General features: G+C 60.9%; 24 protein-coding genes and 2 pseudogenes. 6 read left to right on the plus strand and 20 right to left on the minus strand.

The window, feature by feature from the left end; genetic code table 11:
* The first annotated feature begins 59 nt into the window (after positions 1-59).
* Positions 60-563 carry an NYN domain-containing protein gene (locus ACFQX9_RS28155; protein WP_204512669.1) on the plus strand — a complete coding sequence of 168 codons (504 nt, stop codon included), beginning with the start codon at positions 60-62 and terminating at the stop codon, positions 561-563.
* 449 nt (positions 564-1,012) lie between these two features.
* Here ACFQX9_RS28155 and ACFQX9_RS28160 read toward each other — a convergent pair whose 3' ends face one another.
* The gene (locus ACFQX9_RS28160; protein WP_377791169.1) at positions 1,013-1,816 is read right to left on the minus strand and encodes an enoyl-CoA hydratase-related protein; all 804 of its coding nucleotides are present in this window, start codon (positions 1,814-1,816) and stop codon (positions 1,013-1,015) included.
* Between the two features lie 105 nt (positions 1,817-1,921).
* Between ACFQX9_RS28160 and ACFQX9_RS28165 the strand changes: the two genes are divergently transcribed.
* Positions 1,922-2,701: an IclR family transcriptional regulator gene (locus ACFQX9_RS28165; RefSeq protein ID WP_094974081.1), complete on the plus strand. Its 780-nt coding sequence runs from the start codon at positions 1,922-1,924 to the stop codon at positions 2,699-2,701.
* Between the two features lie 294 nt (positions 2,702-2,995).
* On the opposite strand, the pseudogene ACFQX9_RS28170 reads toward ACFQX9_RS28165, so the two are convergent.
* Together ACFQX9_RS28170 and ACFQX9_RS28175 are read right to left on the minus strand one after the other, a co-directional pair.
* Positions 2,996-3,352, minus strand: a pseudogene (locus ACFQX9_RS28170) (protein-L-isoaspartate O-methyltransferase); the annotation flags it as partial.
* A complete protein-coding gene (locus ACFQX9_RS28175; protein ID WP_204512667.1) occupies positions 3,313-3,552 on the minus strand; it encodes an RNA polymerase sigma factor region1.1 domain-containing protein in 240 nt (79 codons plus the stop codon). The gene ACFQX9_RS28175 and the pseudogene ACFQX9_RS28170, both read right to left, overlap by 40 nt.
* 242 nt (positions 3,553-3,794) lie before the next feature.
* On the opposite strand from ACFQX9_RS28175, the gene ACFQX9_RS28180 reads away from it, so the two are divergent.
* Positions 3,795-4,046, plus strand: a complete 252-nt coding sequence (locus ACFQX9_RS28180; RefSeq protein WP_210350923.1) for a DUF6894 family protein — start codon at positions 3,795-3,797, stop codon at positions 4,044-4,046.
* 267 nt (positions 4,047-4,313) lie between these two features.
* Here ACFQX9_RS28180 and ACFQX9_RS28185 read toward each other — a convergent pair whose 3' ends face one another.
* Complete coding sequence (locus ACFQX9_RS28185) at positions 4,314-4,544, minus strand: hypothetical protein (protein WP_204512666.1); 231 nt, start codon at positions 4,542-4,544, stop codon at positions 4,314-4,316.
* Between the two features lie 680 nt (positions 4,545-5,224).
* On the opposite strand from ACFQX9_RS28185, the gene ACFQX9_RS28190 reads away from it, so the two are divergent.
* On the plus strand, positions 5,225-5,818 hold the full coding sequence (locus tag ACFQX9_RS28190) for a Crp/Fnr family transcriptional regulator (RefSeq protein WP_204512665.1): 594 nt from the start codon (positions 5,225-5,227) through the stop codon (positions 5,816-5,818).
* A 291-nt stretch (positions 5,819-6,109) separates the two neighbouring features.
* On the opposite strand, the gene ACFQX9_RS28195 is transcribed toward ACFQX9_RS28190, so the two are convergent.
* The 13 genes from ACFQX9_RS28195 to ACFQX9_RS28255 all read right to left on the minus strand — a co-directional run bounded on the left by ACFQX9_RS28195 (position 6,110) and on the right by ACFQX9_RS28255 (position 18,120).
* On the minus strand, positions 6,110-6,334 hold the full coding sequence (locus ACFQX9_RS28195; RefSeq protein ID WP_204512664.1) for a DUF6894 family protein: 225 nt from the start codon (positions 6,332-6,334) through the stop codon (positions 6,110-6,112).
* Positions 6,335-6,436: 102 nt separating this feature from the next.
* Positions 6,437-6,745: a cytochrome C oxidase subunit IV family protein gene (locus ACFQX9_RS28200; protein ID WP_204512663.1), complete on the minus strand. Its 309-nt coding sequence runs from the start codon at positions 6,743-6,745 to the stop codon at positions 6,437-6,439.
* Entirely contained in the window at positions 6,742-7,386 is a 645-nt protein-coding gene (locus tag ACFQX9_RS28205) for a cytochrome c oxidase subunit 3 (RefSeq protein WP_377791171.1), read from the minus strand. Before ACFQX9_RS28205 ends, ACFQX9_RS28200 begins: the two co-directional genes overlap by 4 nt.
* Complete coding sequence (locus ACFQX9_RS28210) at positions 7,383-9,056, minus strand: cbb3-type cytochrome c oxidase subunit I (RefSeq protein ID WP_204512661.1); 1,674 nt, start codon at positions 9,054-9,056, stop codon at positions 7,383-7,385. Before ACFQX9_RS28210 ends, ACFQX9_RS28205 begins: the two co-directional genes overlap by 4 nt.
* Positions 9,049-9,990: a cytochrome c oxidase subunit II gene (gene coxB, locus ACFQX9_RS28215; RefSeq protein WP_204512660.1), complete on the minus strand. Its 942-nt coding sequence runs from the start codon at positions 9,988-9,990 to the stop codon at positions 9,049-9,051. The genes ACFQX9_RS28210 and coxB overlap by 8 nt, the downstream gene beginning before the upstream one ends.
* Positions 9,987-10,760, minus strand: coding sequence for an SCO family protein (locus tag ACFQX9_RS28220; RefSeq protein WP_204512659.1), 774 nt, complete (start codon positions 10,758-10,760; stop codon positions 9,987-9,989). Before ACFQX9_RS28220 ends, coxB begins: the two co-directional genes overlap by 4 nt.
* Complete coding sequence (locus tag ACFQX9_RS28225; RefSeq protein WP_204512658.1) at positions 10,757-11,164, minus strand: hypothetical protein; 408 nt, start codon at positions 11,162-11,164, stop codon at positions 10,757-10,759. Before ACFQX9_RS28225 ends, ACFQX9_RS28220 begins: the two co-directional genes overlap by 4 nt.
* Entirely contained in the window at positions 11,154-12,215 is a 1,062-nt protein-coding gene (locus ACFQX9_RS28230) for a hypothetical protein (protein WP_204512657.1), read from the minus strand. The genes ACFQX9_RS28225 and ACFQX9_RS28230 overlap by 11 nt, the downstream gene beginning before the upstream one ends.
* Positions 12,212-12,739 (minus strand): cytochrome c, encoded by a 528-nt coding sequence (locus ACFQX9_RS28235; RefSeq protein ID WP_204512656.1) that lies wholly within the window; start codon positions 12,737-12,739, stop codon positions 12,212-12,214. Before ACFQX9_RS28235 ends, ACFQX9_RS28230 begins: the two co-directional genes overlap by 4 nt.
* Complete coding sequence (locus tag ACFQX9_RS28240) at positions 12,736-13,263, minus strand: DUF3341 domain-containing protein (RefSeq protein ID WP_204512655.1); 528 nt, start codon at positions 13,261-13,263, stop codon at positions 12,736-12,738. The genes ACFQX9_RS28235 and ACFQX9_RS28240 overlap by 4 nt, the downstream gene beginning before the upstream one ends.
* Positions 13,260-14,627, minus strand: a complete 1,368-nt coding sequence (gene nrfD, locus ACFQX9_RS28245) for an NrfD/PsrC family molybdoenzyme membrane anchor subunit (RefSeq protein WP_377791172.1) — start codon at positions 14,625-14,627, stop codon at positions 13,260-13,262. The genes ACFQX9_RS28240 and nrfD overlap by 4 nt, the downstream gene beginning before the upstream one ends.
* Positions 14,624-17,479 (minus strand): 4Fe-4S dicluster domain-containing protein, encoded by a 2,856-nt coding sequence (locus ACFQX9_RS28250; protein ID WP_377791173.1) that lies wholly within the window; start codon positions 17,477-17,479, stop codon positions 14,624-14,626. The genes nrfD and ACFQX9_RS28250 overlap by 4 nt, the downstream gene beginning before the upstream one ends.
* On the minus strand, positions 17,467-18,120 hold the full coding sequence (locus ACFQX9_RS28255) for a cytochrome c3 family protein (RefSeq protein WP_204512652.1): 654 nt from the start codon (positions 18,118-18,120) through the stop codon (positions 17,467-17,469). The genes ACFQX9_RS28250 and ACFQX9_RS28255 overlap by 13 nt, the downstream gene beginning before the upstream one ends.
* 1,028 nt (positions 18,121-19,148) lie before the next feature.
* On the opposite strand from ACFQX9_RS28255, the pseudogene ACFQX9_RS28260 reads away from it, so the two are divergent.
* Positions 19,149-19,976, plus strand: a pseudogene (locus ACFQX9_RS28260) (YihY/virulence factor BrkB family protein).
* Here ACFQX9_RS28260 and ACFQX9_RS28265 read toward each other — a convergent pair.
* The 3 genes from ACFQX9_RS28265 to ACFQX9_RS28275 form a co-directional block, all read right to left on the minus strand.
* A complete protein-coding gene (locus ACFQX9_RS28265; RefSeq protein ID WP_204512649.1) occupies positions 19,939-21,315 on the minus strand; it encodes a DUF2254 domain-containing protein in 1,377 nt (458 codons plus the stop codon). The pseudogene ACFQX9_RS28260 and the gene ACFQX9_RS28265 sit on opposite strands and share 38 nt — an antisense overlap.
* Positions 21,316-21,398: 83 nt before the next feature.
* The gene (locus ACFQX9_RS28270; protein WP_204512648.1) at positions 21,399-22,154 is read right to left on the minus strand and encodes a PRC-barrel domain-containing protein; all 756 of its coding nucleotides are present in this window, start codon (positions 22,152-22,154) and stop codon (positions 21,399-21,401) included.
* Positions 22,155-22,227: 73 nt separating this feature from the next.
* Entirely contained in the window at positions 22,228-22,650 is a 423-nt protein-coding gene (locus ACFQX9_RS28275; protein ID WP_377791174.1) for a BA14K family protein, read from the minus strand.
* 475 nt (positions 22,651-23,125) lie between these two features.
* Here ACFQX9_RS28275 and ACFQX9_RS28280 point away from each other — a divergent pair, with 475 nt between their 5' ends.
* On the plus strand, positions 23,126-23,299 hold the full coding sequence (locus ACFQX9_RS28280) for a DUF1328 domain-containing protein (RefSeq protein WP_204512647.1): 174 nt from the start codon (positions 23,126-23,128) through the stop codon (positions 23,297-23,299).
* The last annotated feature ends 118 nt before the right edge of the window (positions 23,300-23,417 follow it).

The following is a 23,417-nucleotide window of genomic DNA, read 5'->3' on the forward strand; positions in this document are numbered from 1 at the left end:
ACCCTGCGCACGTTGGCGCGAAGAAGCAGGCGGCTCAGATCGCCGCGGAAGCAAGAGGCATGACAGGACGAAGAGCGCTCTTCATCGATGGAGCCAATCTGGATCGGACGGCCAGAAACCTTGGCTTCGAGATCGACTACAAAAGATTGTTGCTGGAATTCGAAAAATCCGGGAGCATTGTCCGTTCTTACTTCTACCTGGCGATAAGAGAAAGCGCGGCCGGCGACGTTCAGCGTCTCACTGACTGGCTCGAGGTCAATCGGTTCACCGTTCGTACGAAGTTGATCAGGCGCCATGAGGATGAGGGTAGGAGGTCGAGGCGCAGCATTGGTATAGACCTCGCCATTGACGCGCTCGAGATCGCTCCGCAACTGGATGAACTGTTCCTTTTCTCTGGCGACGGCGATTTTCGTGCCCTCGTCGAAGCGGTTCAGCGTTTGGGGGTCAGAGTCACGGTCGTGTCAAGTGTACAGACCACACCGGCGATGGCATCCGAAGAGCTGAGACGGCAAGCAGACAAGTTCCTCGAATTGGCGACGTTAAGGAATTCAATCGAGAGATAAACGCGCTGACCGAATTGAGAGAGTTTGCAACGCAAAGTCGATGCGTTTGACCCAATACCGGACGGCCCATCGCTGCGAAACCGGTCGGCCTCGGCACCCTGCCGATCAAGCACGGGTCGCCCTCGGCCTCGATGTCGGGCAACGCGCCGGCCTCGAGGTCATCAAGCAGCACCTTGCCATCCTCTATACGAGTGGCCAGGGATGGACCGGACGGATGAAGCGGTTCGCCGAACGTGCGCCGGATCTTGATATCTTCGGCCACAAGCTGGTGGTGCGCGAACCGGGCTTGGAGCATCACCGAGGAAGGCCGCAGCTTTCTCGTCATCTTCGAGCGGCCCGCCGCGGTCCATCGCGAAATTGCGCCCGCGCCAGGCCCGGCCGTCCCGATCACGGGGGCAAGCACTCGGCCCGTACCGCAGTTTCGTTGAACGACGCGTGCGCCCTCGCTCTCACCTGCCGGTAAAGCGCGGCGCCCGCTTCTCGACGAAATGAGCAACGCCCTCTTTGAAGTCTTCCGTCCCACGGCAGATCGCGACTTCGCTGTTCGCGAGCTGCGTGGCTTCGGCCAGTGTTTGCCGGGGAGCCGCGGTCAGTTGCTGCTTGATGATCCGCATCGAGCGGGGGGAGCAGAGTTTGGCGAAGTCCGAGGCCGTCTGTTGCACGGTCTCGCGAAAAGTATCCGCGGGCAGCATTCTGACCAAGCCGAGCCGCTCGGCTTCCGCCGTCTCGACCACGCGCCCCGAAAGAAGAAGGTCCGCCGCGTTCATCGGTCCGATGAGCTGACGCAACATCCAGGCGCTGCCGTGCTCTGCGATCAGGCCGCGCCGGGCAAACGACGTGGTCAGCTTTGCGCCAGCTGCCATGAAGCGGAGATCGCAATACAGCGCGATGCAAAGACCGACGCCCGCGATCGCGCCATTGATGCCCGCAATGATCGGTTTTGGAACGGCGAGAAGGTAGCTGTAGCGCTGCGCCAGATCGTCGTCGCTTATGGGAACGACGGGTGCTGCGACGGTTGCGTTTCCCGAAGACGCGTCGGAGAGGCGGCCCATGTCAGCGCCGGCGCAGAAGCCCCGGCCCGCGCCGGTGATCACGATCGCGCGCACGCCGTCGTCCTCGGTCGCAATCGCCATCAGGCGGCGCAGCTCGCTCTCCATGACCGGCGTCCAGGCGTTCATCTTGTCCGGCCGGTCGAACGTGATCGTCGCGACGCCATCGGACACTTCGAACTTCATTTGCTCGGCAGAAACCATGGTGACCTCCGTTGGCAAGCCTTCTAGCAAACGCTGGAAATCCGCGAAATGGCTTTCGTCTGTGGGAAAACTTTTCTATCTGTGTGAAAAGCCAAGCGAGGAAGCATGTCCAAAGAGGTCATCAAGACGGCTAAGCGGCTGTTCGAGATCCTGGAATATTTCGATGAAGTGCAGCGGCCCTTGAGTCTCAAGGAGGTCGCGCTGCGCTTCGGCTACCCCGTCTCAAGCGCGTCCGCGGTCCTCAAGAGCATGGTGGTGCTCGGTTATGTCGACTTCGACCGCTATTCGCGGACCTACATGCCGACGATGCGGATCGTGCAGCTAGGGCACTGGGTGCAGGGTGCGCTTTTTGGCGAGCGTGGAATTTCGGCGCTGGTGAACCACCTCAACAAGGAAACCGAAGAGACCGTCAGCATCGCAACCCAGAGCGACCTGTACATGCAATATATCCATGTCCAACCTTCGCCGCGCACGATCCAGTTCTCGATCAAGCCGGGGACGATCCGGCCGCTCGCGCGTTCGGGCCTCGGATGGATGCTGCTGAGCGCGCGTTCGGACGAGACCATCGAGAAGCTCGTGCGCCGCATCAATTTCGAGGAGGAAGACCGAAAGAAGAAGGTCGACCTGAAGGAGTTGATGCAGAAGCTTCGCAAGATACGCAAGGATGGTTACGTTATCTCCCTTCACACTGTAACGGCCGGAGCGGGCGTCATCGGTATGTTGTTGCCCGAGCGGCGCCACGGCCGCATCCTGGCGATCGGCGTCGGCGGTCCGGTCGAACGACTGGTCTCCAAGCGAACGCAGATCCTGAGATCGCTGCGCGAAGGCATCGACAAATTCGTTACGCGGGAGGATCGCGCATCCGCGACAAAAGCCCGCAACTGAACAGATCCATTTTCACATATCTGTAAATACGCACGCATATCTGTAATGCTCTGGCTTTCAGCTACGTCCCGGCACATTCTTCCGCTCACTCCACGCCTCGAACGCGCGGGGGGTACAAAATGGTTAGAAGGGTGGAGTCGTGCAGGAGAAGGTCGTCGATCTGAAAACCAAGGACGGGGTGATGAACACGTACGTGTTTCACCCGGACCGTCCAGGACCATTCCCTGTCGTCATCTTCTATATGGACTCGGTCGGCGTCCGCGAGGAGCTGTCCGACATGTGCCGTCGTCTGGCGACAGTCATGACGAGGCGCCCGCCGATTGCCAACTGCTTCTTGAGCGGCTCCGGTAGCGTGGGTCCGCCGGCAGCGACCAGGATCGCATCGAATGGCGCCTCATCGGGCAGGCCTCGTGTGCCATCCGCCGTATGGACAATACAGTTTGTGTATCCGAGCGCCGAAAGACGGTCTGCCGCGACCTTGGCCAAATGGCCATGCCGCTCGATGGTGTGAACAGTTCTGGCGAGGCGTGAGGCCACCGCCGCGGCATAGCCGGAGCCCGTTCCAACTTCGAGCACCTTGTGGGCGGGCTTCAGTTCGGCCGCTTCAGTCATCAGCGCCACAATGTAGGGCTGCGAGAGAGTCTGGCCGTGCTCGGGTCCACTCGGACCTCAACGCCTTTTTCTTCAAGATAGGCCATCGTTGCCGCGACGTCTTCATCGCTCATCCGATCGATCGGAAGCGACTTGCGAATGTCGTCAACAGTAAGCGCGCCTCGGAGTTGGCCTAGGGCCGCAAGATTCCAGAGCGAGCCATTTCGCGATTGAGAGCCGTTTGTTGTGCGCGCGTTCATGCGGGTACTTTCGCACAGGAGGGAGCGGAAGTGGGTGTTGCACCTACAACGCCGCGGGGCGCCAGTCGTTCGTTAGAACTCGTGCGCTCCACGAGCCATCGTACCCGTGAGTAACAAATTTTCACCGCCCATGGCGCCCATTGACGTGGGCGGAACGAATAGCAGAGGGAGCCCCATGGCTTTGTGCGCAAGCGTACCGAAAATCGAGCCATTGAACCTCTGCGGGAGCAGGATCTGTAGCTATGATATCTGCCGATGCGCCGACGAGGATCATCGTAGTGCCGCGATACTTCTTCCACATCCACAATCACAGATCCTTCAGCGACCGCGATGGAGAAGAGCTGCCGGACGATAACGCAGCGTGGCGCGAGGCGCTGCGGACCCTGAAGACGCTCGAAAGCAATCTGGACCCTGGGCAGCAGTGGCGCCTTTCCGTGCGCGGCCCTCGTGGCCCGCTGTTTGAGATCAGCATCGACACTGCACGCCTGAGCTGATCCTGAATTGCGCGGTGTCCTGAATTGCGCGGTGCGCTGCGCGCATTGCGGCGCCGCGGCAACAAAAGCAGCGCGCCTCTTTGGAGCTCGCCTGATCACGTCCAAAATAGCCCGTGCGTGTGCTAGTTCAGCGGGTCGCATCAAGGCACCTCTCGATAGGCGCTTGGGATCTACAATACCGAGCGATACTTCGCCGGAACCACAGTTCGCGCGCTACATGTTGTACCCTCGACCGGCACTCTGGTCGTGTCGGCTATGACCGTCGAACTAGTTTCGATGGTTGGCCAGCTTCCTGCGATTTCTCACCGCGCGATCGAGCGTCGCGAACATCTGAATAATGGCCCGTCGTGCGGCCGCCTGGTATGGAAACGTGCTGAACGCAACGGCGCGCGCGATCTCCAGCTTTACTTCGTCGGTCTTATAGATCTCAGGCAGAGTTCGAAACGTTTCATCTATTGCGTCCTGCATCTGGTTGGCCATTTGGGTGTCGATCAACATCGTGGCCTCGCTTTGGACCCTGTGAACCCGGTCCGCTATTCAGCAGGGCTGGTCGCCGCCAGCTGCCCTTCGTTTGGACGACAAGTTACTTCCGAAAGCGGAGCTAAGTCCTGCCTGCTCGTGCGAGTTTGGTACGACACCGCGCATACAACGTGTCGCAGGAGCAATGGGATGTTGCACGGGCGTGTCTGGCAGAGTGGATACAGGGAGGTGTTCGAGGGCGCCGTCGTTGGGAGATGTAGCAGCTTTCGTTCCAAGCGGCAGCCGCTGTGCATCGACCGAGACGCTCAAAGGTTTGCGAAACTCGCCTGCCATCAGTTATCTCTCTGCTCCTGTCCCAAGTAGTGCATTAGGAGAGCAAATACTGCCATGCAAACAAGGCTCGGCTACGGAGAGCGACGATCGCAAGAAGCTGAACGATACCAGCCAGGTGTCCGTTCGGCGCGGAATTTCGCCGCTTGCGCTCGGGTTTGATGTGAGGAATCATATCCCGGAAAGTCCCCCGGTTGTGCTGGAGCCCGGCCTTGAACGATATAGCAACGGGGAGCGAGGCGACGGCGCCGGTTTCACGGAATCGGCTACTCAGGTTGCTTCCAAAAGAGGAATTCCAATCAATCAAGTCCAGGGCAGAAGAAGTGCGGCTTCGGCCTCGCCAAATCCTTCATCACTGGCGTTCCTCGTTGGAACATGTCTATTTTATTACGGACGGGCTGGTATCCGTGAGTGCGAAGGTCGGTGAGAACGACTATGTGGAGGCTTGGCTCATTGGCAGCGAAGGCGCTGTCGGTGCGCTTCTTCTCCTGACAGGCCAAGCTCACGCTCCACCGCACCGGCGGATCGTGCAGGTGGGCGGTTCGGCATTGCGGCTCTCCGCACCCGACTTCCTGGAGTTGGCGAACCGTCTTCCCACGTTCCGTCAGGTCCTTCACCGGTACCTTGCGGTGGTTGTGGTGCAGACGTCCCAATCTGGGGTATGCAATGCAGTCCATTCGCTCAAGCAGCGACTGGCTCGCTGGCTGCTGGTGGCCTGCCAAAGCTTGGATGATCACAACCTGCCGCTCACCCACGATGTCCTCAGCAGGTTACTTGGCGTGAGGCGCGCAAGCGTGACTGAATGCCTGAGCGACCTCGAGGATCAGGGCGTGATCAGCACTCATCGCGGGCACATCGAGATCACTAATCCTGACCTTCTTCGGCAGATCTCATGTGCTTGCTTCCAAATGATTCATCGCGAGTACGCCCGTCAGCTCACAAGCGTCGGTCCGCTGGCCTAGCTGATGCCCGACGGCGCAAGCTTTCTTTGTGTCGGCCCAGCCTCAAGCTGGTGATCTAGGCGGGTGGTGGCTAGGAGCGCTGTAGCGGGAGCAAAGGCGTTCACAGACCTGAACCGCCTGCCGGAAGCTGAATGCCCAGCCGCATCGGCCGGTTCTGGTTGCTTGGGTCCTCCGACGGCGATTCATTCGTCGCCGTTAGCTTCGGTCCAACCAGAGGAGTTCCGCATGGCCGCCGAATGGAGCCGGACTACCCCCCAGAGCGGGGGAGACGACGTCCCCCAGGTGTCAAGCTCAGCCCCTTTGGAGAAGGCTAGTCACCGTTTCCACAACGCGTTGCTCGTTTCTGATGCGGATTGCGGGACGGGTCCCCGTGTCGGTCAGGGCGGCCTCGCGGAACGCCTCGGCCAGCTCACACAGGGCCTCCTTCCGGGCCGCATCCTCATTCGGGAGTACCATGCCCACCCGATCCAATCTCACCTTGAGCCCTTCGCACTGATCGAAAAAATAGCGCTGCATGGCGGGGAATCAACGCTGCTCGCCTTCGGCAAGATAAAACGCGGTCGGCGGCCAGCCGTTCGTCAGAATGGTACGCTGGAGCACCGGCTTTGATTGGTGGGGCTAGATCTTCCCTGTCCTGGTCAGCACATCTGCAAAAGTAAGCAAGAACATGGCCGCGAGAAAGATCAAGCCGGAGACGGCGGCAAGCCTGACCAATGCGCGAGCTTGGATGAGCTCCATGAAAAAGACCACGACCAAGCTCGACTTGATGACGGCAACGATAACTCCCGACGCGACGGTGACAGGGCCCATAGGAATGTAAGCCAGGAACATGCTCAATAAGAGCAAAGCGAGAAGTGCGACCCAGATGATCCCGTTCTTGACCCACAGAGCTGACGAACTGCTTGGATGCGATCGATTTCCAGTCATGAGGCTCTCCCTGGCAAATAAATGAGCGGATACAGAAAGATCCAGACGATATCGACGAGATGCCAATAGAGCGCGGTGACTTCTATTTCGGGATTCTCGCGCAGGCGAATTCGCCTGGTTGCTCCAAGCACGATCAGCCTGACGACAAGCACGATGCCGATCGTGAGATGGATCGCATGCACCCCGGTAACCAGCCAATACAGACCATAGAAAAGCTGCGCAGCCGCCTCTGACAGTGCAAAGCCGGCTCCGGGGACCAGATGTTTGTCGATATCCTCCTTGTATTCAAAGCCCTTCACGACGATGAACGCGAATCCGAGCGCCGCAGTCAGGCCTAGGCAGGTGAGGACGAGAGTGCGGGAGCGTTCGCTCTGGGCCGCAGCTTGGGAGGCGACCGCAATGGTGAGACTGCTCGTAAGCAGGATGGCGGTGTTGGTCGTGCCGAACCAGATGTTTGTGGCGCGACCAGCTCCCGCAAATGCGTCCGGGTGCTCGACCCGGCAGACGGCATAGGTGAGCATAAGTGCTCCGAAGAACAGGGTCTCGCTTGCAAGAAAGATCCAGATCCCGAACTTTCCCGCTCGTTGCTGGCGCTCGAAGCGCTCCCACGGTTCTCGAAGCAGTGCGGTTGCGTCGGTCATCGTAGCGACCTGGCGTTCTGAACTTCGGGGGCATCGGTCCCGGCCGACTCGCGTTCGGCGTGATACTGGTAAGGGCCACGATCCACAAGCGGCTGGATATCGAAGTTGTTCGGCGGCGGCGGCGACGTCGTCGTCCACTCCAGCCCGGTAGCGCCCCAAGGATTGTTCGGGGCGCGTTTGCCGTGAAGAAGGGACCAGGTCAGGTACATCAGCGGAAGCAGATAAGCGGCGGCCAAAACGGCCGCGCCAGCGGATGACATGACGTTGTAGACTTGAAACTCTGCCGGGTAGGTGTGATAGCGCCGCGGCATTCCGAGGTACCCGGCGAAAAATTGCGGCAGGAAAGTCATGTTGAAGCCGAAATACATCGTGATGGCGGCAAACTGCGCCCAGGACTCCGGGTACATTTTCCCCGTGATCTTTGGCCACCAGAAGTGCAGCGCACCGAAGAAGGCGGACACCGAACCGCCGACCATGATGTAGTGGAAATGCGCTACGACGAAGTAGGTGTCGGTTACGTGCACGTCGACCGGGATCGACGCCAAAAACAGCCCCGACAACCCGCCGGTCGTGAACAATCCAACGAATCCGAGGGCATAGAGCATTGGCGAGTTGAAGCTGATCTGTCCTCGATAGAGCGATGCGGTCCAATTGAAGACCTTGATTGCCGAAGGTACGGCGATGACGAAGGAAAGGAACGAGAAGATGAGGCTCGCATAGGGCGATTGTCCGGACACGAACATGTGGTGTCCCCAAACGAAGAAGCCGATCCCCGCGATGGCAATGATGGCATAGACCATGAAGTCGTATCCGAAGAGGCGGCGTCGGGCGAAGCAAGGAATGATCTCGGAAACCACTCCCATGGCCGGGAGGACCATGATGTAGACCGCGGGATGCGAGTAGAACCAGAACAGGTGCTGGAAGAGAATGGGATCGCCGCCGCGTGCCGGATCGAAGATCGGCAGCCCCAACCAGCGCTCTGCGACGACCAGCATCAACGAGATCGCGAGCACGGGAGTCGAGAGCACCATGACGATCGAGGTGGCGTAGATCGACCAGACGAACAGCGGCAGTCTGAACCAGGTCATTCCCGGCGCGCGCAACATGTGCGTTGTCGCGATGAAATTCACCCCGGTCGCGATGCTGGCGAAACCCACAACGAACACGGCGGCAGCGGCCGTGAGGACGTGCGTGTTGGAGAACATCGTCGAGAACGGGGTGTAGAAGGTCCAACCAGTATCGACGCCTCCCGCTATCAGGGTGTAGACCGCGAACACCCCGCCGACCAGCGTCAGGTACCAGCTGAACAGGTTGAGGCGCGGAAAGGCCACATCGGGCGCTCCGATCATCAGCGGCATCAGGAAGTTGCCGAACGTGTTCGGGATCGACGGCACCAGGAAGAACCAGACCATGATGATGCCGTGGAACGAGAACAGCCGATTGTAGGTATCGGAGCTCAGAAACCAGCCGTTCGGCACGAACAGCTCGAGGCGGACCGCCGTGATCGCTGCGCCGCCCATGAAGAAGAAGACCGTGATCGTGAGCGCATAGAGTATGGCGATGCGCTTGTGATCGGTGGTGGTGAGCCAAGATGCGAGCGTGCTCCCCGCTCGCAGATAGTCCGGACGCGCCGGAAACGGCAGTTCGCCCGCGAGCACCACGTCACTCATGATCTTGCTCCTGTCCGAGAGAGCGAATGTAGGCGATCAGACTTTGTACCTCCCCGTCGTCGAGCAGCCCCGCAAAGCTCGGCATGAGTGGTTCGAACCCCGCGACGATGTCGCGCTTTGGCTGGAGGATCGAATCCCGGAGATAGGCATCGTCTGCTTTCAGTTGCCGACCGTCCGACAACTGAACGGTCCGGCCGTAAAGGCCGTTGAGCTTGGGGGCATGCACGCTGGAAGAAGCTGCGTGGCACCCGGAGCAGCCTTGAGATACGAAGAGTTTGGCGCCGAGGTGAGCGAGGTCGTCGCCTTCGGGTTGTCTGCTCAACCACCGAGCGTAGTCGTCCTCACCCATGACCGTGATCCGGCCGCGCATCGCTGAATGGTCCGTGCCGCAATACTCGGCGCACAGCAGCGGGAAAACTCCAAGCTTGGTCGCCTTGAACCAGGTCTCCGTGTTGCGCCCCGGCAGCACGTCCTGCTTGATGCGAAACGCGGGCACGAAGAACGAGTGAATGGCGTCCTGGGACGTCATGACCAGCCGAACCGGCTTTCCGAGCGGAACATGGAGCTCGTCGATTTCACGAGCTCCGTTCGAGTGCTGTGTTTTCCACATCCATTGTTTGGCGAGCACGTGCACCTCCAGCGCGTTCGTCGGAGCGGTGAGCGCGCCCACATCCGCCGAGGCGGCCCACCAGAACAGAAATGCGAACAGGAACCCGGTCGCGGCCGTCCAGCTCACCTCGAATTCGCGGTTCACGATCTCTGGCAAGCGGCCGCGCTTGGCGTTGGAGCCCCGGCGATACCGGATGGCGAACGTGACGAGCAAGCCGAACACGAGCGCAAGCGTGAGCGCCGACACGATCACCAGAATGGCAAATATCCCATCGACACGAGCGGCGTGTGTGCTTGCCTCCGGCAGGGTAAAAACGGTGGTCATGTCATCACCCCGGTGCGTCGCGACCGACGGCACATGATGACTATCGCAAACCCAAGAAGTGCGACGGTCAATGCGCAGCCGAGCTTCAGCGCGGAGTCGACCCGCCGGGTGTAGATGCCGTGAACCGGATCAAATCCGTAGCAGAGGAGGGCGATACGGCTCCTCAGTCCGCCCACACTGCCCCGCCCGGCTTCCAGGATCCCGAGTTTGAGATCGAAGGGTTGCAAACCCAGGCTGGAAAACGCGCGGGAAACGTGACCGTCAGGCGTGAGCGTGACGAACGCCGCTGGGTGAGCGACCGCGCTATTTTGGCCATCGGTTTGGAGGCGATAACCGATGGCCGTGGTGAGATGGTCAATGCTTGCCTGGCTACCGACTAGAACCGATACCCCGGGGCCGCCGACTTGTCCGCCGGCGAATCTGCGAGCCGCGGCGGCATCATCCCCTGCATCGATCCCGAACACCACGAGGCTGTAGTCGCGCCCGGCCACCAATCCCGTCTGCTGTAGCGCGCTTGCAACGATAGTGAGCGCCGGGCCGCAGATTTGGGTACACGTGAAGTCCGCCGGCAGCAGCAAGGTCGGCCTGCCGTCGATTGCGTGGCCAAGGGTCGTTTCATTGCCATCCATGTCCCGAAACTCAAGTGTCGCCGGCGCCCTGGCTCCTTCAGGTGGCGCCAGTGCAACATCTTTGAGCTGCTGTTCCGTCAAAGCCGACAAGGCGCTCGAGGACCAGACGGCCATGAGTACCGTTAGCGCAAGCACTCTCATTGCTGCGCTCCCTTGATGTTCTCGACCTCCGGGGGTTTTGACTTGTCGAGAGGATCGTAACCGCGGTCGCCTCTGGCAATGACGATCTCGACGGCCTTCTCAATGGGTATTCTTGCGACAGCTCTGCCTCGGTCGATCCAGCTGTACCGAGACAGAGCACTTCGTTCGCTCTGCAATGCATTGGCGAGGTCCTGGTCCGGGGCAGTTTGGAGGCCGGGCTGCGGGAATTGTCGTTCGATAGGCAGCTTGAAGGCGGCGGGTGCATCTGCCTTAACGTAAAAAAAGATCGCCACCATGGCCAGACCGACGAAACCGAGGTAGCCGCTGACGGCAATGAGGATTTTGCTCGTGGCAACGTCGGGTGATTGCGGCAGCGCCCGGCGCTCCATCTCTTCATTCGGCATGCTGAGCCTCCAAAGCGGGACTGAGGGCAGCTCCAATCAGAAACGAACTCAGGCCCAAGGCGACCAGCGCACCCATGCCACAGGTGAGCACTGCGTCTTGCTGATCAAAGACAGGAACGATCAGCCAGCAAAAGTGGAGAACGGTGCCGAGCAGCACCAATATCCCAGCCGATTGCAGGCCGTAGCGGCTCCGCCGACACCTGCGTACGATCAAGATGCAGAATGGCAGAGCAGCGCCCAAGGCAAACGCAAGCACGATCGTTATGGCCCAGCCTGGAGAGCTTCGCTTGAGGTACCATGCGGCCTTGTCGGGCAGATCGCCGTACCACGCGACAAGATAGGTCATGAATTCCAGGTAGACGACGCCCAGCAAGACCGCGAGCAGCAGCGCGCCGACATCGGATGCCGCAGACTCATCCAGGGTGGGTGCGGTCAGGAACGCAACAAAGGCCAGCGTCGCTGCGAGCTGCTGAATCGCAATCATCGCCGGAAAGGCAGTCGCGACGTAGTGCGGCTCGACAGAGAGAAACCAGTCCACCGCAACGAGGCTGATGGTGGCGCCGTAGAAGGCAAGCCCCAGCCCCGCGAGCAGACGACCGCCCTTGCCCAAAGCAAACGTGATCCCGAGGACGCTCCATCCGCCGAGGGCAAGGGCAGCGCGCAAAACAAACGAACCCCAGTTCAGGTACCAGCGTCCAACGTCTTGGGCGACCTGCGAGCCGTCCTGTGACCAGGGATAGAGTTGGCCGGAGGTGGCCAGTATTGGAAGGAAGGCGATGGCCACCGCCGCGGTGAGCGCGGCCGACGGTCTCAACACTGAGGCCGTTGCAGTGCCCCATCGGCCGCCGGTTAGCGAATGGATCAGCAACAAGATCATGCTGCCGATCGGCACGCAGCTCAAAATGGCGAACGCGAGCAGCCACCCCTGAGAGAGGGCTGGTGTCCTGTATCCCGCTGTCACAATCACAGCGACACTCAGCAGCAGAATTCCGGAAACCGCTCGAAACCGGCGAAGATTATGGAAGCGAACGATTGTCGCATCGGAGCTCATGGCAACCTGCTCCGTAGCTCGGGAGCATCCGCTACGTTCGCGCCCTGAGATTCCTGGAGCGCCCGTATGTAGGCCACGATCGCCCACCGGTCGTTTGGATCGACCCGGGCGGCGTACGAGTACATCACCCCGTAGCCGTTGGTGATCACGTCGAAGAAGTGCTCGGCGGGCGCGGCCCGCAGCCGGCTACCGTGGTAGGACGGCGGCGCCGGAAACCCGCGCTGCACGATCATTCCCTTGCCTGTTCCCGACAGCCCGTGGCACGGAGAACAATAGATGTCGTAGCGCTGGCGGCCACGCGCGAGCAGCCTCGCGTCGATCGGCGGGCGCTGCTGCGTTTGCCTTTGACGTTCGATGTCTCCTTGCGCCACGCTGCCCTCCGGCAGTGGCTGTGCTTCGGTCTGGTCTTCGAACAGGGCCGCGCGCGAAAACGTTCCATATCGCCGCTGCTGCGTCATCGAGATGTCGTTGCAGCCGGAAAGCAGCAAGGCCAGGGTCAGGGGGATTGCCAGGCGGCCGATCATGGTGCACGCACTTCGGTGACTCTCGTTGCGCCGGTCGTCCGAAGCAGGTGGCGGAGCTCGCGCGTGGTCTCGTCGTTCTCTCCGCACGCGAGCAGGAAATAATGGTCCTGCGAAGCCCGCTCGAAGCCGGTAATGTCGAACAATGGATTGTGCAGCTGCGGGAGCCCCGTAGACCACAGCAGAACGATGAATCCGGCGAGGGCGGCTGCGAAGACCCCAACTTCAAAGGGCACGAGGAGGAACACCGGCCATGAGTTCAGGGGGCGTCCGCCGCTGTTGATAGGATAGTCGACGACCGCGCTGTACCATTGCAGGGCAAAGGCAAACGCTGCGGTGGAGAACCCGGCCAAGAGCATCGTCGCCCGAATACCGGAGCGCCTGGCGGGGATGATCTGCTCGAGCTCCTCGACGGGGAAGGGGGTGAAAGCATCCAGGAGGCTGAATTCCGAGCGGACCTTGAGGCTCCGAGCGGCAGCGATCAGAGTAGCGGGATCCGGAAATTCTGCCAGGAGAGGCCCAGTCATGCCACGTTCTCCCGGTGGGCGAGTTCGCGCATGTCGAACATCGAAACGGCAGGGATCAGGCGTACGAAGATCAGGAACAGAAACGCAAAGAAGCCCAGCGGTGCAATGACGAACGCCAAGTCCCAGATGGTGAAGTGAAAGACCCGCCAAAGGCTCGGCATGTATCCATGAGAGAGTGTGTTCCAGACGATCAAAATGCGTTCAAGCCACATCCCGATGTTGATGGCGATCGCAATCGCAAATAGGGCAGCAAAGGACCTTCGCACGCGAGGAAACCAGAGCGCCTGGGGCAGGATGACGTTGCAGCTCAGTAAAGCCCAGAACAGGGGTGCATAGACCCCGGTAAACTCGAAAGCCACGAGACTGCGTTCGCTGCGCGCGCCGCCATACCAGCCCATGAACCACTCCGTTGCGTAGGAATAGCCCATCACAATCGAGGACATCAGCAAGACACGACCGATGACGTCAAAGTGCTTGCGCGTAATGATGGCCTGAAGTCCGAAGCCCCAGCGGATCGCCAAGGCAAGCACAACGACCATGGCGAACCCCGAGTACATCGCGCCAACAACGAAGTAGGGCGGAAAAATGCTCTCCTGCCAGCCCGGCATCAGGCTTGCGGCGAAATCCAGCCCGACGATGGAATGGACCGAGCACACCAGCGGTACCCCGAGTGCTGCCATCGTCGTATGAAGGATCCTCAGGGCACGCCAGTGTCGTAGCGAGCCGCTCCACCCGAGTGCAAAGGCCCCGTAGAGCAGCTGACCCGTGCGCGACCTCGTCCGATCTCGCATGGTTGCGAGATCCGGAATGAGGCTGACGTACCAGAACAGGATCGAGAACAGCAAATAGCTGATGATCGCCCAAAAATCCCAAACGAGCGCGCTCCGCCACTGCGGCCACAGCGACATCGTGTTGGGGTAGGGGGCCAACCAGTAGGCGTAGATCGGTCGTCCGAGATGCACGATAGGCATGAGCCCCGCAATGGCGACCGCGAACAGCGTCATGGCCTCTGCGAACCGGTTGATCGAGGCGCGCCATCGCTGCCGCGTCAGCAACAGCATTGCCGAGATCAGCGTGCCTGCATTGCCGATGCCGATCCACCACACGTAGTCGGCAATCGCAACGCCCCACACGACGGTGGAATTGACGCCCCAGACACCGATGCCCTCGTAAAACACCCAGACGAGTGCTGCCAGAAGCCACGCGACGAAAGGCGCGCTGACCAGGAGAGCAATCCACCAGAACTTTCCCGGGCTTGCGAACAGAGGCGCCGTCACAGCTTGCGTGATCTCGACATCGCTGGCCCGGTACGCAGAAACCCAAGGCGCCGGCGCGGCCGCATTCGGTTCGAGGACATCGCTCATGTGCCGTCCCCCTCGGCTGGAGGATTGCGGACGTCGGCGAGGTAGGTCGTGCGGGGACGCGTGTCCAGATGCCCAAGCAGGGCGTAGTGTCGAGGATCAGACTTGCGCCGATTGACGCTGGATCCATCCTGATTGAGATCGCCAAACACGATCGCGCTGGTGGGACATGCGTTCTGGCACGCGGTCCGGACTTCGTCCGTGCCAATCGTCCGATCACCGCGCTCTGCCGCTCGTCGTGCCGAACTGATCCGCTGGACGCAGTAAGTACACTTCTCCATCACGCCGCGAGCGCGCACCGTGACCTCCGGATTCTTTTGAGCGAGATAGGATTCGAAGCCGAGGTTGGCGTACTCCTGGCCGTCGGCGTAGCCCCGGAAATTGAACCGACGTACCTTGTAGGGGCAATTGGCTTCGCAGAACCGCGTGCCGATGCACCGGTTGTAGACTTGTGCGTTGAGCCCTTCGCTATCGTGAACCGAAGCGGCGACAGGGCACACGGGCTCGCACGGGGCGTGCTCGCAATGCATGCACGGCACCGGCTGGAAACCGAGCACCGGACTGGCCGCTGTTCCATGATCGTAGGCGTCAACCCGCAACCAATGCATGTCTCGCCCACGGGCGACCTCTTCCGGGCCGACCACGGGCACATTGTTCTCGGCTTGACACGCGACGACGCATGCATTGCAGCCGATGCACAGCGAGGTGTCGATGACCATGGCCCAAGCGTTTCCATCGCCGCTGCGAGGCGGTGCTTCCGGCAGCAAACTGGGGGGGCGCTCCGCTTCCGGAGCAGTGAGCGTCCTTGCAGCATCGGCGACTTTGCGCACCGGGTAGAGCTCGGAAACATAGTCCGAAGCGCGGACGATATTCTGGGTTGTGAGCGGTTCTTGATTTCGGCCGGTCCTTGTGATGACGGCTTCCGCGATGGTCCATGGGTTTTTTGTGTTCCGAAGCCGATTTGCATCGCATCCGATGCCATTTCCGATAGCGCCGGCGCGATTGCGGCCATAGCCGAGCGTCAGACTACCGACACCCAGGGCAGCACCCGGCTCTACAAGCACGGGGGCCTCGATCGTGGCCCCGCCTGATCGGATCGAGATCACCTCGCCGACAGAGACACCGAGCTGCCGAGCGTCTTCAGGGTTGAGCGCGAGAGCGTTTCCCCAGACCTGTTTCGTCAGGGGCTTCGGACATTCTTGCAGCCAGGCGTTGTTTGCGAACGAGCCGTCCCAGAGACCTGGATCGGGCTGCAGCACCACCTGGAATTCGGACGCGGCACGAGGTTCCGGCATCTGCGGTAGTTTGGGCTCTGCAGGTCGCAACGGCTCCGCCGCACTGCCGGCGATGACACCATCGTGAAGCGCGCGTGTCCACCAGGTCTCGAAGTCAGCTCCGGCCTGCGCCTGCCAAGTCCGTCGAACGAGATCGCGCGGCGAGGCCATATCGCCGTTCGTGAGAAGCGCAATGTATTCGTGCTCCGTATGGCTGCGATACAGCGGTCGGATCAGCGGCTGAACCAGACTGGCTGTCCCGTCGATGCTACGCAGATCAGACCAGGCCTCGAGTGGATGGCTCAGGGGAACGTGCCAGTTTGAAAGCTCTGCGGTCTCGTCCGCATAGCAGCCCGCGTGCAGTCGAAACGGCGCTTTTCTGGAAGCGTCGGGGAAATTGAGATCGGCAGGAGCGTCGTACGCAGGGTTGACGCCGAGCGTGACGAGCTGATCGACGCCGCCCCCTTTCAGATCGCGAACCAGTTCATCGAGCGCTTGGGGCTGGCGCCCGGCAGGTGTGCGGCCCACTGGATCAATGAGGTCCACTGGCGCATTGAGGCGAGCGTTGATCCAGTGCACGACCGCGTGGGCTTCGGCGGAAAGCGTTCGGCCCGCGAGAACGATGGCGCTGCCGGGACTGGAGTTCAGATCGGAGCTAATTTTCCGCACGAGTTCTTTCAAATGATCGGGCACCGCGGCGTCCCGGACAGCTGCGCCAAGCGACTTGGCAATCGCGAGCGCCACTTCGCCGATGATCGCCGGCCGGAGGGCGAGCCGATGATCAGCTTTCGCCCCGGTTAGCGTCGGGACCGCCTCAAGGCAGTAAAAACGCGAGAAGCCCTCGTTCTGCGGCTGACGGCGCTCGGCAAATCCCCTTGCGCTTCGGAGTTGATCCGGACCATGGCCCAGCGGGTCGGCACCAAGCGCGATTACCACGCGCGCGCGCGCGAGGTGTGGCACTGTCTCGATCTCTCGTCCGTAGGCCAACATTGCGCCGGCGCGGGCACTGCCATCGTCGGCGGGATCATAGGCATGCCACGCGGCTTTCGGAAATTGCCCTAGCAGATCGTCGATCTGTCGTAGCAGGGTGGGCGAACTCACCCGACCTGTGACAAGTCGTAGCCCCTCGCCACTGCGTTGCTTGAGCAGTCGGTTCTGGCCAAGCACAGCTGCGCGGAATGCCTCAGCCGGAGCGATGGCCCCTTCGTGAAGCGTTGTCCGCGAGCGGTCCGGATCGTAGAGGGACAAAACGGCGGCCTCCATGAACACGTCGGTCGCACCGAGGCTCGCAGGATGCTTAGGGTTGCCTTCGAGCTTGATCGGGCGCCCGTCGACGGAACTAACGAGCACTCCACGCCCGTAGCCCGAGAGCGCCAGAGTGGTCGCAAATTTCAAGGGCTCGCCCGGCACAAGGCGGTCCGGCATTCTCACGTAAGGAATTATCTGTTCGTCCGGACGGCTACAAGCGGCCAGTCCCGACGCGACGCCAGCTGCGAGGAAGCTCAATGCCTGCCGGCGGTCCAGCTCGGGGCGGGCTACGCGTGAGACCCGTTTGACGGGCAACTCATCTACCTGTGACATACCGAGCAATCCGTCAGATGATCAACACGAATGTGGTACTTCGCCATTAGCTCGCGGCCGAGCTGTTCCTGATTCTTTGCTGGTGACCATCCGGTGTCGAACACCGCCTCGCGCGGGCGCAGTGCTTTCTCGGGCGCTCGGTGGCAATCGATGCACCATTGCATGGTCAGGGGCGCCGCTTGGCGCATCAGTGGCATCTGATCAACCGCGCCGTGGCAGGTTGTGCATCCAACCCCTTTCGCGACATGTATTGAATGGTCGAAGTAGACGTAGTCGGGGAGTTTGTTCACCCGCTGCCAGGCGATTGGCTCATCCTTCGCCAGGCTCGCACGCACCGGGGCGAGCATGCCTGCGTTTGTCCAAAGCTGGGAGTGGCAGGTCATGCACGTCTCGGTCGGTGGCAGCCCGGCGAAGCGCGCCTTTTCGACCGAGGTGTGACAGTAGCGGCAATCAAGCCCCAAGCCGCCGACGTGATGCTGATGGCTGAACGGAATGGGCTGGTTGCGCGTCACATCTTGTCCAGTCGCGTAAGGCGAGCTCATGACACCGTAGGCTAACCCGACCAAAAGGATCGGGGCGGCGCCGCACGAGGCCAGGAGCACCTTCGCGATCGTGTCAGCGCCTGGGCGGAAAATCTGCATGCACCTGGCTCTGTCGGCGGCTTCTCATCGCCAATCCCGTTCATTGGTCAATCTCGGTTTAGGGCTGCTGGTGCCGAACTCTGCGCTCGGCCTGCTTACGTCGCCGTGAGCGTTCGTGAGCGCGCTTACTGTCGGTACGCAAGGTGGCCGAAGAAAAGGTGTGATGGATCCATCTTCCAGCATGAGCCGGCCCCCGAACGCGCTTCAGCCTGCGGCGGCCTGCGGCCGAAGCGACTGCTCAACGATTTGACCGCAGCTCTGTGCCTCCGGGGAATGCGAGGCGCTCAGAATCTTTGCGCGGTAGCGTACAAACGGAGTTCGCGGGCGCGGCCCATTCGGAAACTTGCCCGGCTGCTTCCGATGACACATCCCGAGTACATCGCCAGATCGCGGGCGAACGGCCCCTAGCTATTGCCACCGCTTCGCAATTGGGCGCAGAGCTTCTAGGTACCAGGTGCCTACGTGCTCGTGGATGGTCGGGGCGACGCCGCGCGGAGTACCGCTTTTGGCAGAATGACCGCAAGCGCAGCCGCAGCAGCGGCGTTCGCAAGGTTCTGCAGCCTGCCGGAGGTTCGATGCGCCCAGCCGTCGAAGGTTCTGCTGCGTCCGCACCGGCTCAGATGCTCGACGTTGACTCCCAAATGGGTCCTGTCCAACCGGAGCGCCAGGCGCATCCTCCCCGGGCTGTCGGCCGGAAGCGGGGAGACGAGAATCCGGACGGAGGAAGCTCGGCCATTCGGGGTAGAGACTTTAATGCGTTGCTCCAGATCCAAAGTGCGTCCGAGGCTGTGGTTCCCAAACTTGCGGGTACGCTTTCGGAGGGCGGTGCTCTCTCGGCCCGGCAAATTCATTTCCTCGAGCGGCCCTCAGCGCCCGTTGAGATGGCCATTCATCTCTCGACGATGGCGTGGAACGCCAGCAGCAGCTGAGGGGTTTTGTGTGCTTTCGTGAAAGCTGGCTACGGGATCAACCTGAACGGAAAGGCAAATTGCAACGTCGAGGTGGTAAGCGCCGGTGGCCCCGGACTTGTGCGCAGGCTCATCTCCGTCGCGGCCGCCGTTTGGGCCAGGCTGGACGATCACAACATTTCGATCTTGTCTGCCGCCGTCGCCTTCTATTCCTTTCTCTCGATTTTCCCCGCGATTGCCGCGCTGGTGTCAGTCTACGGTCTCCTTGCCGACCCCAACGATATCGTGCGAAAGCTCAATGCGCTCCAGATCATCCTGCCAGGTGAGGCGACTGCGCTCATTTCAGAATGATTGAAAGTGCTCGAGCAAGGCACGCATCCTCCCTTCGGCCTCGGGCTGATGGTCAGTGTAGGGATCTCGATTTGGAGTGCGCGTTACGCCACCGGGACGCTCATGACCGCCTTGAACGTGACTTACGCGGTTTCCGAGGAGCGTGGGCTTGTTGTCTTCAATGCCGTCGCTCTGCCGCTGACCGTGGCGTTGATCATCCTCGCAGGCGGCGCCGTGATCCGAATAGCGTTGATTCCCCTCCTGCTCAGCTACCTCCCAATTCCAGCCGGGTGGCGGACTACGGCAATGTTGATACGCTGGCCGCTGCTCGTGTGCATGATCATCGCGATTGTCGCTCTGCTCTACCGCTGCGCACCCAACAGGTCGAAGCCGACATGGGACCTTGCTTCGGCCGGCGGGCTCCTCGCTACTACCGGATTGATTGCCGGTTCTTATGCATTCTCAACGTACGTGAACACGTTCGCAGCCTACCAAAAGACTTACGGATCGCTCGGCGCAGTTGCCGTGTTGACGACATGGCTCTGGGTCGCAGCCTACTTCATCCTGGCGGGCGCCGAGCTCAACGCCGAGATCGGAAGGCGGCTGACTCAGCGTTAAGCTTTGGCGCATCATCATCCGGCAGAGGCAAGATCTCTTCGGTGAATCGCCCCATCGGACCTGCCCGGACCATCAGAGTAAACAGCTGATATCGGCCTTCGACATCCTCCCTATCGCTGCGAGCGTCAATCAGGCGATGAGCGTCCGCAAGGACAAGGTCGGCGTGGCTGGAGAGCGCCGATAGCCGGGCGGGATCGCGCTCGCAGCTTGCGACCTGGGTCATCACCTCGATCATCCGGATCGACACTGCAGGTTGTGCGCCTGCGCTTTGCCGGATCATATGGAACATCGTCCCGAGCAATTGATCGTATTGCACATGCGGCACCACCAGGACCGGCTGACTTCCTCGGATCGACACTCCTGATGGCAGATGCAGGGGCACAAGATCGCACAACGCCGCGCCCAGTCGATCCAGGACCGAGAGGGCGGTGTGCGGATCATTGATGCCGGGGGAAAGAGCCCTCACCGCGACTTCGACAAGTTGGCGAACGGCAAAGCGCAGATCGGAAGCAATGCTGCTTGTTGCGCCGAGCGCCGTCGCATCCCGGATAGCCGCTTCGGCACCGTCGACGGGAGGGTTAACCAGAGCGACGGTCGCCCCCGGGAAAACATAGTCGCCGGGGCCGATCAACAGCCGAATGGTAACTCTATGCTTGGCCGCCCAGGTGGCGAGGCCCTCTTCGTCAAGATGTTGCAGATAACCGCGCCGCGAGTCCTTCAGGGGCAGGGAGCCGGTCCAGTACTCGCCCGGAGGAGGTTTCGGCTGCGGATCCTTGACGGTTAGCTGGCGCATAGCGCCGCCGAGGTCTTCACTGACGAGTTCGATGACAGTTTCCACGTTGATCCGGCCGGCAACGTGACCGACGAAATACACGAGCATCGCCACACAAGCCAAAGCGAGCAGAATTCGAACGCTCATTGATAGATGAGGGACGAAGCCGCCCTCGGCCTCCGTCCGGATGCTTCTCAGCACCACGAGGGTATAGCAGAATGTGCCGAGCAGCATCCCGAGCGTGGCTTGATTGCCGCGATCGCGGATGAGATTGCGCAGGAGCCGCGGCCCCACCTGACCAGCAGCGAGAGACAAGGCGGCGATGGTAATAGAGAACACCGTTCCCGCGACGCCGATCGTCGCGCCGGCGACTGTGCCGAGCAGGGTACGCGCGCCCGTCGCGCCGCCATCGTACAGCCAACCCTGCAGATCTGCGAGCGAGACATTGCTCCGGTCGATGTGAACGAGAGCGAAGGCGCCGCTCAGGCTGCGAAGCACCAGGAGCATGGGCAGCAGCCAGAATGTCTCGCCCAGATCAGCCAGCAATTGTTCAGCGCGGGCAAGCATAATCGAGCCGGCAAGACCGAATCCACTTGGAAGCAACAGCCGGAAGGTGGAGCGGTTCCGCTGAACCGCTCCACCTCACACAATTACCCGTTGCTTGGGTACTTGAACTCAGGCGCCGACTTCAACTGGTCGGCCGTCGTGTCCATCGTAGCGGTCCACTTCTTGGCCGCATGATCGAACTTCAAATTGATCGCCGAAGGTCGCACTGCAACGTAGTGGTCACCGATGCCCAGGAACCCTCCCACGGAAAGAATATAGCCGTCGATGCCGTTTTCATTCAGCGCAACATCCTTGATCGTGCCAATGTCCTGTTTCGAGTTGTTGTACACCTGCAGACCCATCAACTGCGAGCTCAGGCCGTCCTTGGGAGGCACCGACGTGAAGGCTCCGCCCGGGCGATCCGAAGTCGCGTTGGCGCTGCCGCTGGATGAGTTTGCGTTTGAGGAGTTCTTCTGCGCATTCGCCCCGATCGTTTTCACCTCGGCGAAAGTGTTGGGGCCAACGAACATCGTCACCGGATTTCCTGACCGATCTCTAGCCTCCACCAGGAATGACTGCGGCCGTACCTTTACGTCGGAGAAACCGGCCTGCTGCAAGTCGTTGACCATCTGCTGCCGAACGCCCGCCTCACTGCTGTCGGACTGGATCGCGTCGGCCTTGTTTGTTCCCTTGTTGTTGGTGGTGCCACCATCGGCGCGGTGGTCCACCGACTGGTTGGGAGGCGAGTTCTGCACAGCGCCATGATCCGCAGAGCCGGCAGCTCGCGGTGCGTTTTGCGCCACTGCAACGGATGATACGCCAACAAGAAATGCCGCAGCCAAGAATGAGGTTGCCTTCATAGGTAGATCTCCTTTTGCTCAGTTTCGGATCTTTGACATGCCGGACGGCCGGGTGCCGCGGGACACCTCCGGCCTAGGGACACGGGTGCCTGATGCCGTCGTAGCCCATGTAGGTCCCGGAGCTCGGGTCGTACGATTTGTACCGCTGGGAACAATACGTGTTGTTCTCAGCGGCTTGCGCCCGGCTATTGGCGAGGGCGCTTCCAATCGCCGCACCTGCCACAAAGCCGCCTACGGCTGGACCCCAGCCCCGACCATAGCGGTGCCGGTATCCGTCCCGCCAATGGTGCAAACCATGGCGGCGGTCATGCCTCCATTGAACCTTCACCAGATTGGCATCGTTTTTGGCTGCTCCACTCGCCGTTATCATCGGCGCTGCCTGCATCGGCGCTGCCTGCGCGGCTCCAATCGGGACCGCCAGAGCCAGCACGGCGGCCGCGCCGCACCATTTATTCGAGTGATAACAAGTCTTCATGCGCTCTGCTCCTTGCTGCATTCCATCAACGGAAATGCGCGAGCGGCGGTGCCGTTGCAGAGACACTCGGTACGGATGTGTACCTCAGTGCTGGCTGCAGTCGCTGGTGGCGGCTGAGTGCAGCTCTTGAGCTGCAAAACGAGCTTCAGCTACGAAGCGAGCTCCCGGCCGTTGCGGAAGCGGACAAACTTTGCGCAAACGACTCGGCCGCGGCTCGATCACCGCGACGACCAGTGACAGTCCTGCACCAACGTGAGGCCAAGGCATATCTCATTGTGGCGCGGAGTTCTCGGCCAGGCAATTGCTCAAATGCAGTGCTAGTCAGGAGTACGTTAGCGCACCCACCGTGTACCGTGGCAGGCGTTTTGATCGGAACGCCAAAAACTCATGGCGATTGTCGCGGGGTAGGCCGACAGCGCTTTGCGAACCGTCGGCCTCGATCTATCAGTCACGGAATTGGCATACCTGTCTGTGACGAAGCCAGTAGGAGCGTGGCATGCTGAAGTGGGCGTTGATATTTTTTCTAGTGTCAATTGTGGCCGGATTCTTGGGCTTCAGTGGAATCGCCGCTGGCGCATCTGCGATCGCCAAGTGGCTATTTTTCGCGGCCGTCGCGGTTTTCTTGATATTCCTGGTCTTAGCCTTCGCGGCAGGTGAGGTGCTTCTCTAGCTCTCGTCAGGGAGCGCCACGGCGGGCGAAGCCGATCCGTAGGTTCGACGAACACGTTCAAACCGAGGGGCTCGATAGCGATACGTGCGAGAGACGTGGCGTTTCAGGAGTCTGTCAG

Origin of the sequence: Bradyrhizobium sp. GCM10028915 (assembly GCF_042666195.1) — a bacterium.
In the GTDB taxonomy this organism is placed as follows: domain Bacteria; phylum Pseudomonadota; class Alphaproteobacteria; order Rhizobiales; family Xanthobacteraceae; genus Bradyrhizobium; species Bradyrhizobium canariense_D.

What these genes read in the sequence shown, in the direction of transcription:
- ACFQX9_RS28155 (WP_204512669.1), top strand. Translation starts at nt 60, where the DNA reads ATGACAGGACGAAGAGCGCTCTTCATCGATGGAGCCAATCTGGATCGG.
- ACFQX9_RS28160 (WP_377791169.1), bottom strand. Translation starts at nt 1,816, where the DNA reads ATGGTTTCTGCCGAGCAAATGAAGTTCGAAGTGTCCGATGGCGTCGCG.
- ACFQX9_RS28165 (WP_094974081.1), top strand. Translation starts at nt 1,922, where the DNA reads ATGTCCAAAGAGGTCATCAAGACGGCTAAGCGGCTGTTCGAGATCCTG.
- ACFQX9_RS28175 (WP_204512667.1), bottom strand. Translation starts at nt 3,552, where the DNA reads ATGAACGCGCGCACAACAAACGGCTCTCAATCGCGAAATGGCTCGCTC.
- ACFQX9_RS28180 (WP_210350923.1), top strand. Translation starts at nt 3,795, where the DNA reads ATGATATCTGCCGATGCGCCGACGAGGATCATCGTAGTGCCGCGATAC.
- ACFQX9_RS28185 (WP_204512666.1), bottom strand. Translation starts at nt 4,544, where the DNA reads ATGTTGATCGACACCCAAATGGCCAACCAGATGCAGGACGCAATAGAT.
- ACFQX9_RS28195 (WP_204512664.1), bottom strand. Translation starts at nt 6,334, where the DNA reads ATGCAGCGCTATTTTTTCGATCAGTGCGAAGGGCTCAAGGTGAGATTG.
- ACFQX9_RS28200 (WP_204512663.1), bottom strand. Translation starts at nt 6,745, where the DNA reads ATGACTGGAAATCGATCGCATCCAAGCAGTTCGTCAGCTCTGTGGGTC.
- ACFQX9_RS28205 (WP_377791171.1), bottom strand. Translation starts at nt 7,386, where the DNA reads ATGACCGACGCAACCGCACTGCTTCGAGAACCGTGGGAGCGCTTCGAG.
- ACFQX9_RS28210 (WP_204512661.1), bottom strand. Translation starts at nt 9,056, where the DNA reads ATGAGTGACGTGGTGCTCGCGGGCGAACTGCCGTTTCCGGCGCGTCCG.
- coxB (WP_204512660.1), bottom strand. Translation starts at nt 9,990, where the DNA reads ATGACCACCGTTTTTACCCTGCCGGAGGCAAGCACACACGCCGCTCGT.
- ACFQX9_RS28220 (WP_204512659.1), bottom strand. Translation starts at nt 10,760, where the DNA reads ATGAGAGTGCTTGCGCTAACGGTACTCATGGCCGTCTGGTCCTCGAGC.
- ACFQX9_RS28225 (WP_204512658.1), bottom strand. Translation starts at nt 11,164, where the DNA reads ATGCCGAATGAAGAGATGGAGCGCCGGGCGCTGCCGCAATCACCCGAC.
- ACFQX9_RS28230 (WP_204512657.1), bottom strand. Translation starts at nt 12,215, where the DNA reads ATGAGCTCCGATGCGACAATCGTTCGCTTCCATAATCTTCGCCGGTTT.
- ACFQX9_RS28235 (WP_204512656.1), bottom strand. Translation starts at nt 12,739, where the DNA reads ATGATCGGCCGCCTGGCAATCCCCCTGACCCTGGCCTTGCTGCTTTCC.
- ACFQX9_RS28240 (WP_204512655.1), bottom strand. Translation starts at nt 13,263, where the DNA reads ATGACTGGGCCTCTCCTGGCAGAATTTCCGGATCCCGCTACTCTGATC.
- nrfD (WP_377791172.1), bottom strand. Translation starts at nt 14,627, where the DNA reads ATGAGCGATGTCCTCGAACCGAATGCGGCCGCGCCGGCGCCTTGGGTT.
- ACFQX9_RS28250 (WP_377791173.1), bottom strand. Translation starts at nt 17,479, where the DNA reads ATGTCACAGGTAGATGAGTTGCCCGTCAAACGGGTCTCACGCGTAGCC.
- ACFQX9_RS28255 (WP_204512652.1), bottom strand. Translation starts at nt 18,120, where the DNA reads ATGCAGATTTTCCGCCCAGGCGCTGACACGATCGCGAAGGTGCTCCTG.
- ACFQX9_RS28265 (WP_204512649.1), bottom strand. Translation starts at nt 21,315, where the DNA reads ATGCTTGCCCGCGCTGAACAATTGCTGGCTGATCTGGGCGAGACATTC.
- ACFQX9_RS28270 (WP_204512648.1), bottom strand. Translation starts at nt 22,154, where the DNA reads ATGAAGGCAACCTCATTCTTGGCTGCGGCATTTCTTGTTGGCGTATCA.
- ACFQX9_RS28275 (WP_377791174.1), bottom strand. Translation starts at nt 22,650, where the DNA reads ATGCAGCAAGGAGCAGAGCGCATGAAGACTTGTTATCACTCGAATAAA.
- ACFQX9_RS28280 (WP_204512647.1), top strand. Translation starts at nt 23,126, where the DNA reads ATGCTGAAGTGGGCGTTGATATTTTTTCTAGTGTCAATTGTGGCCGGA.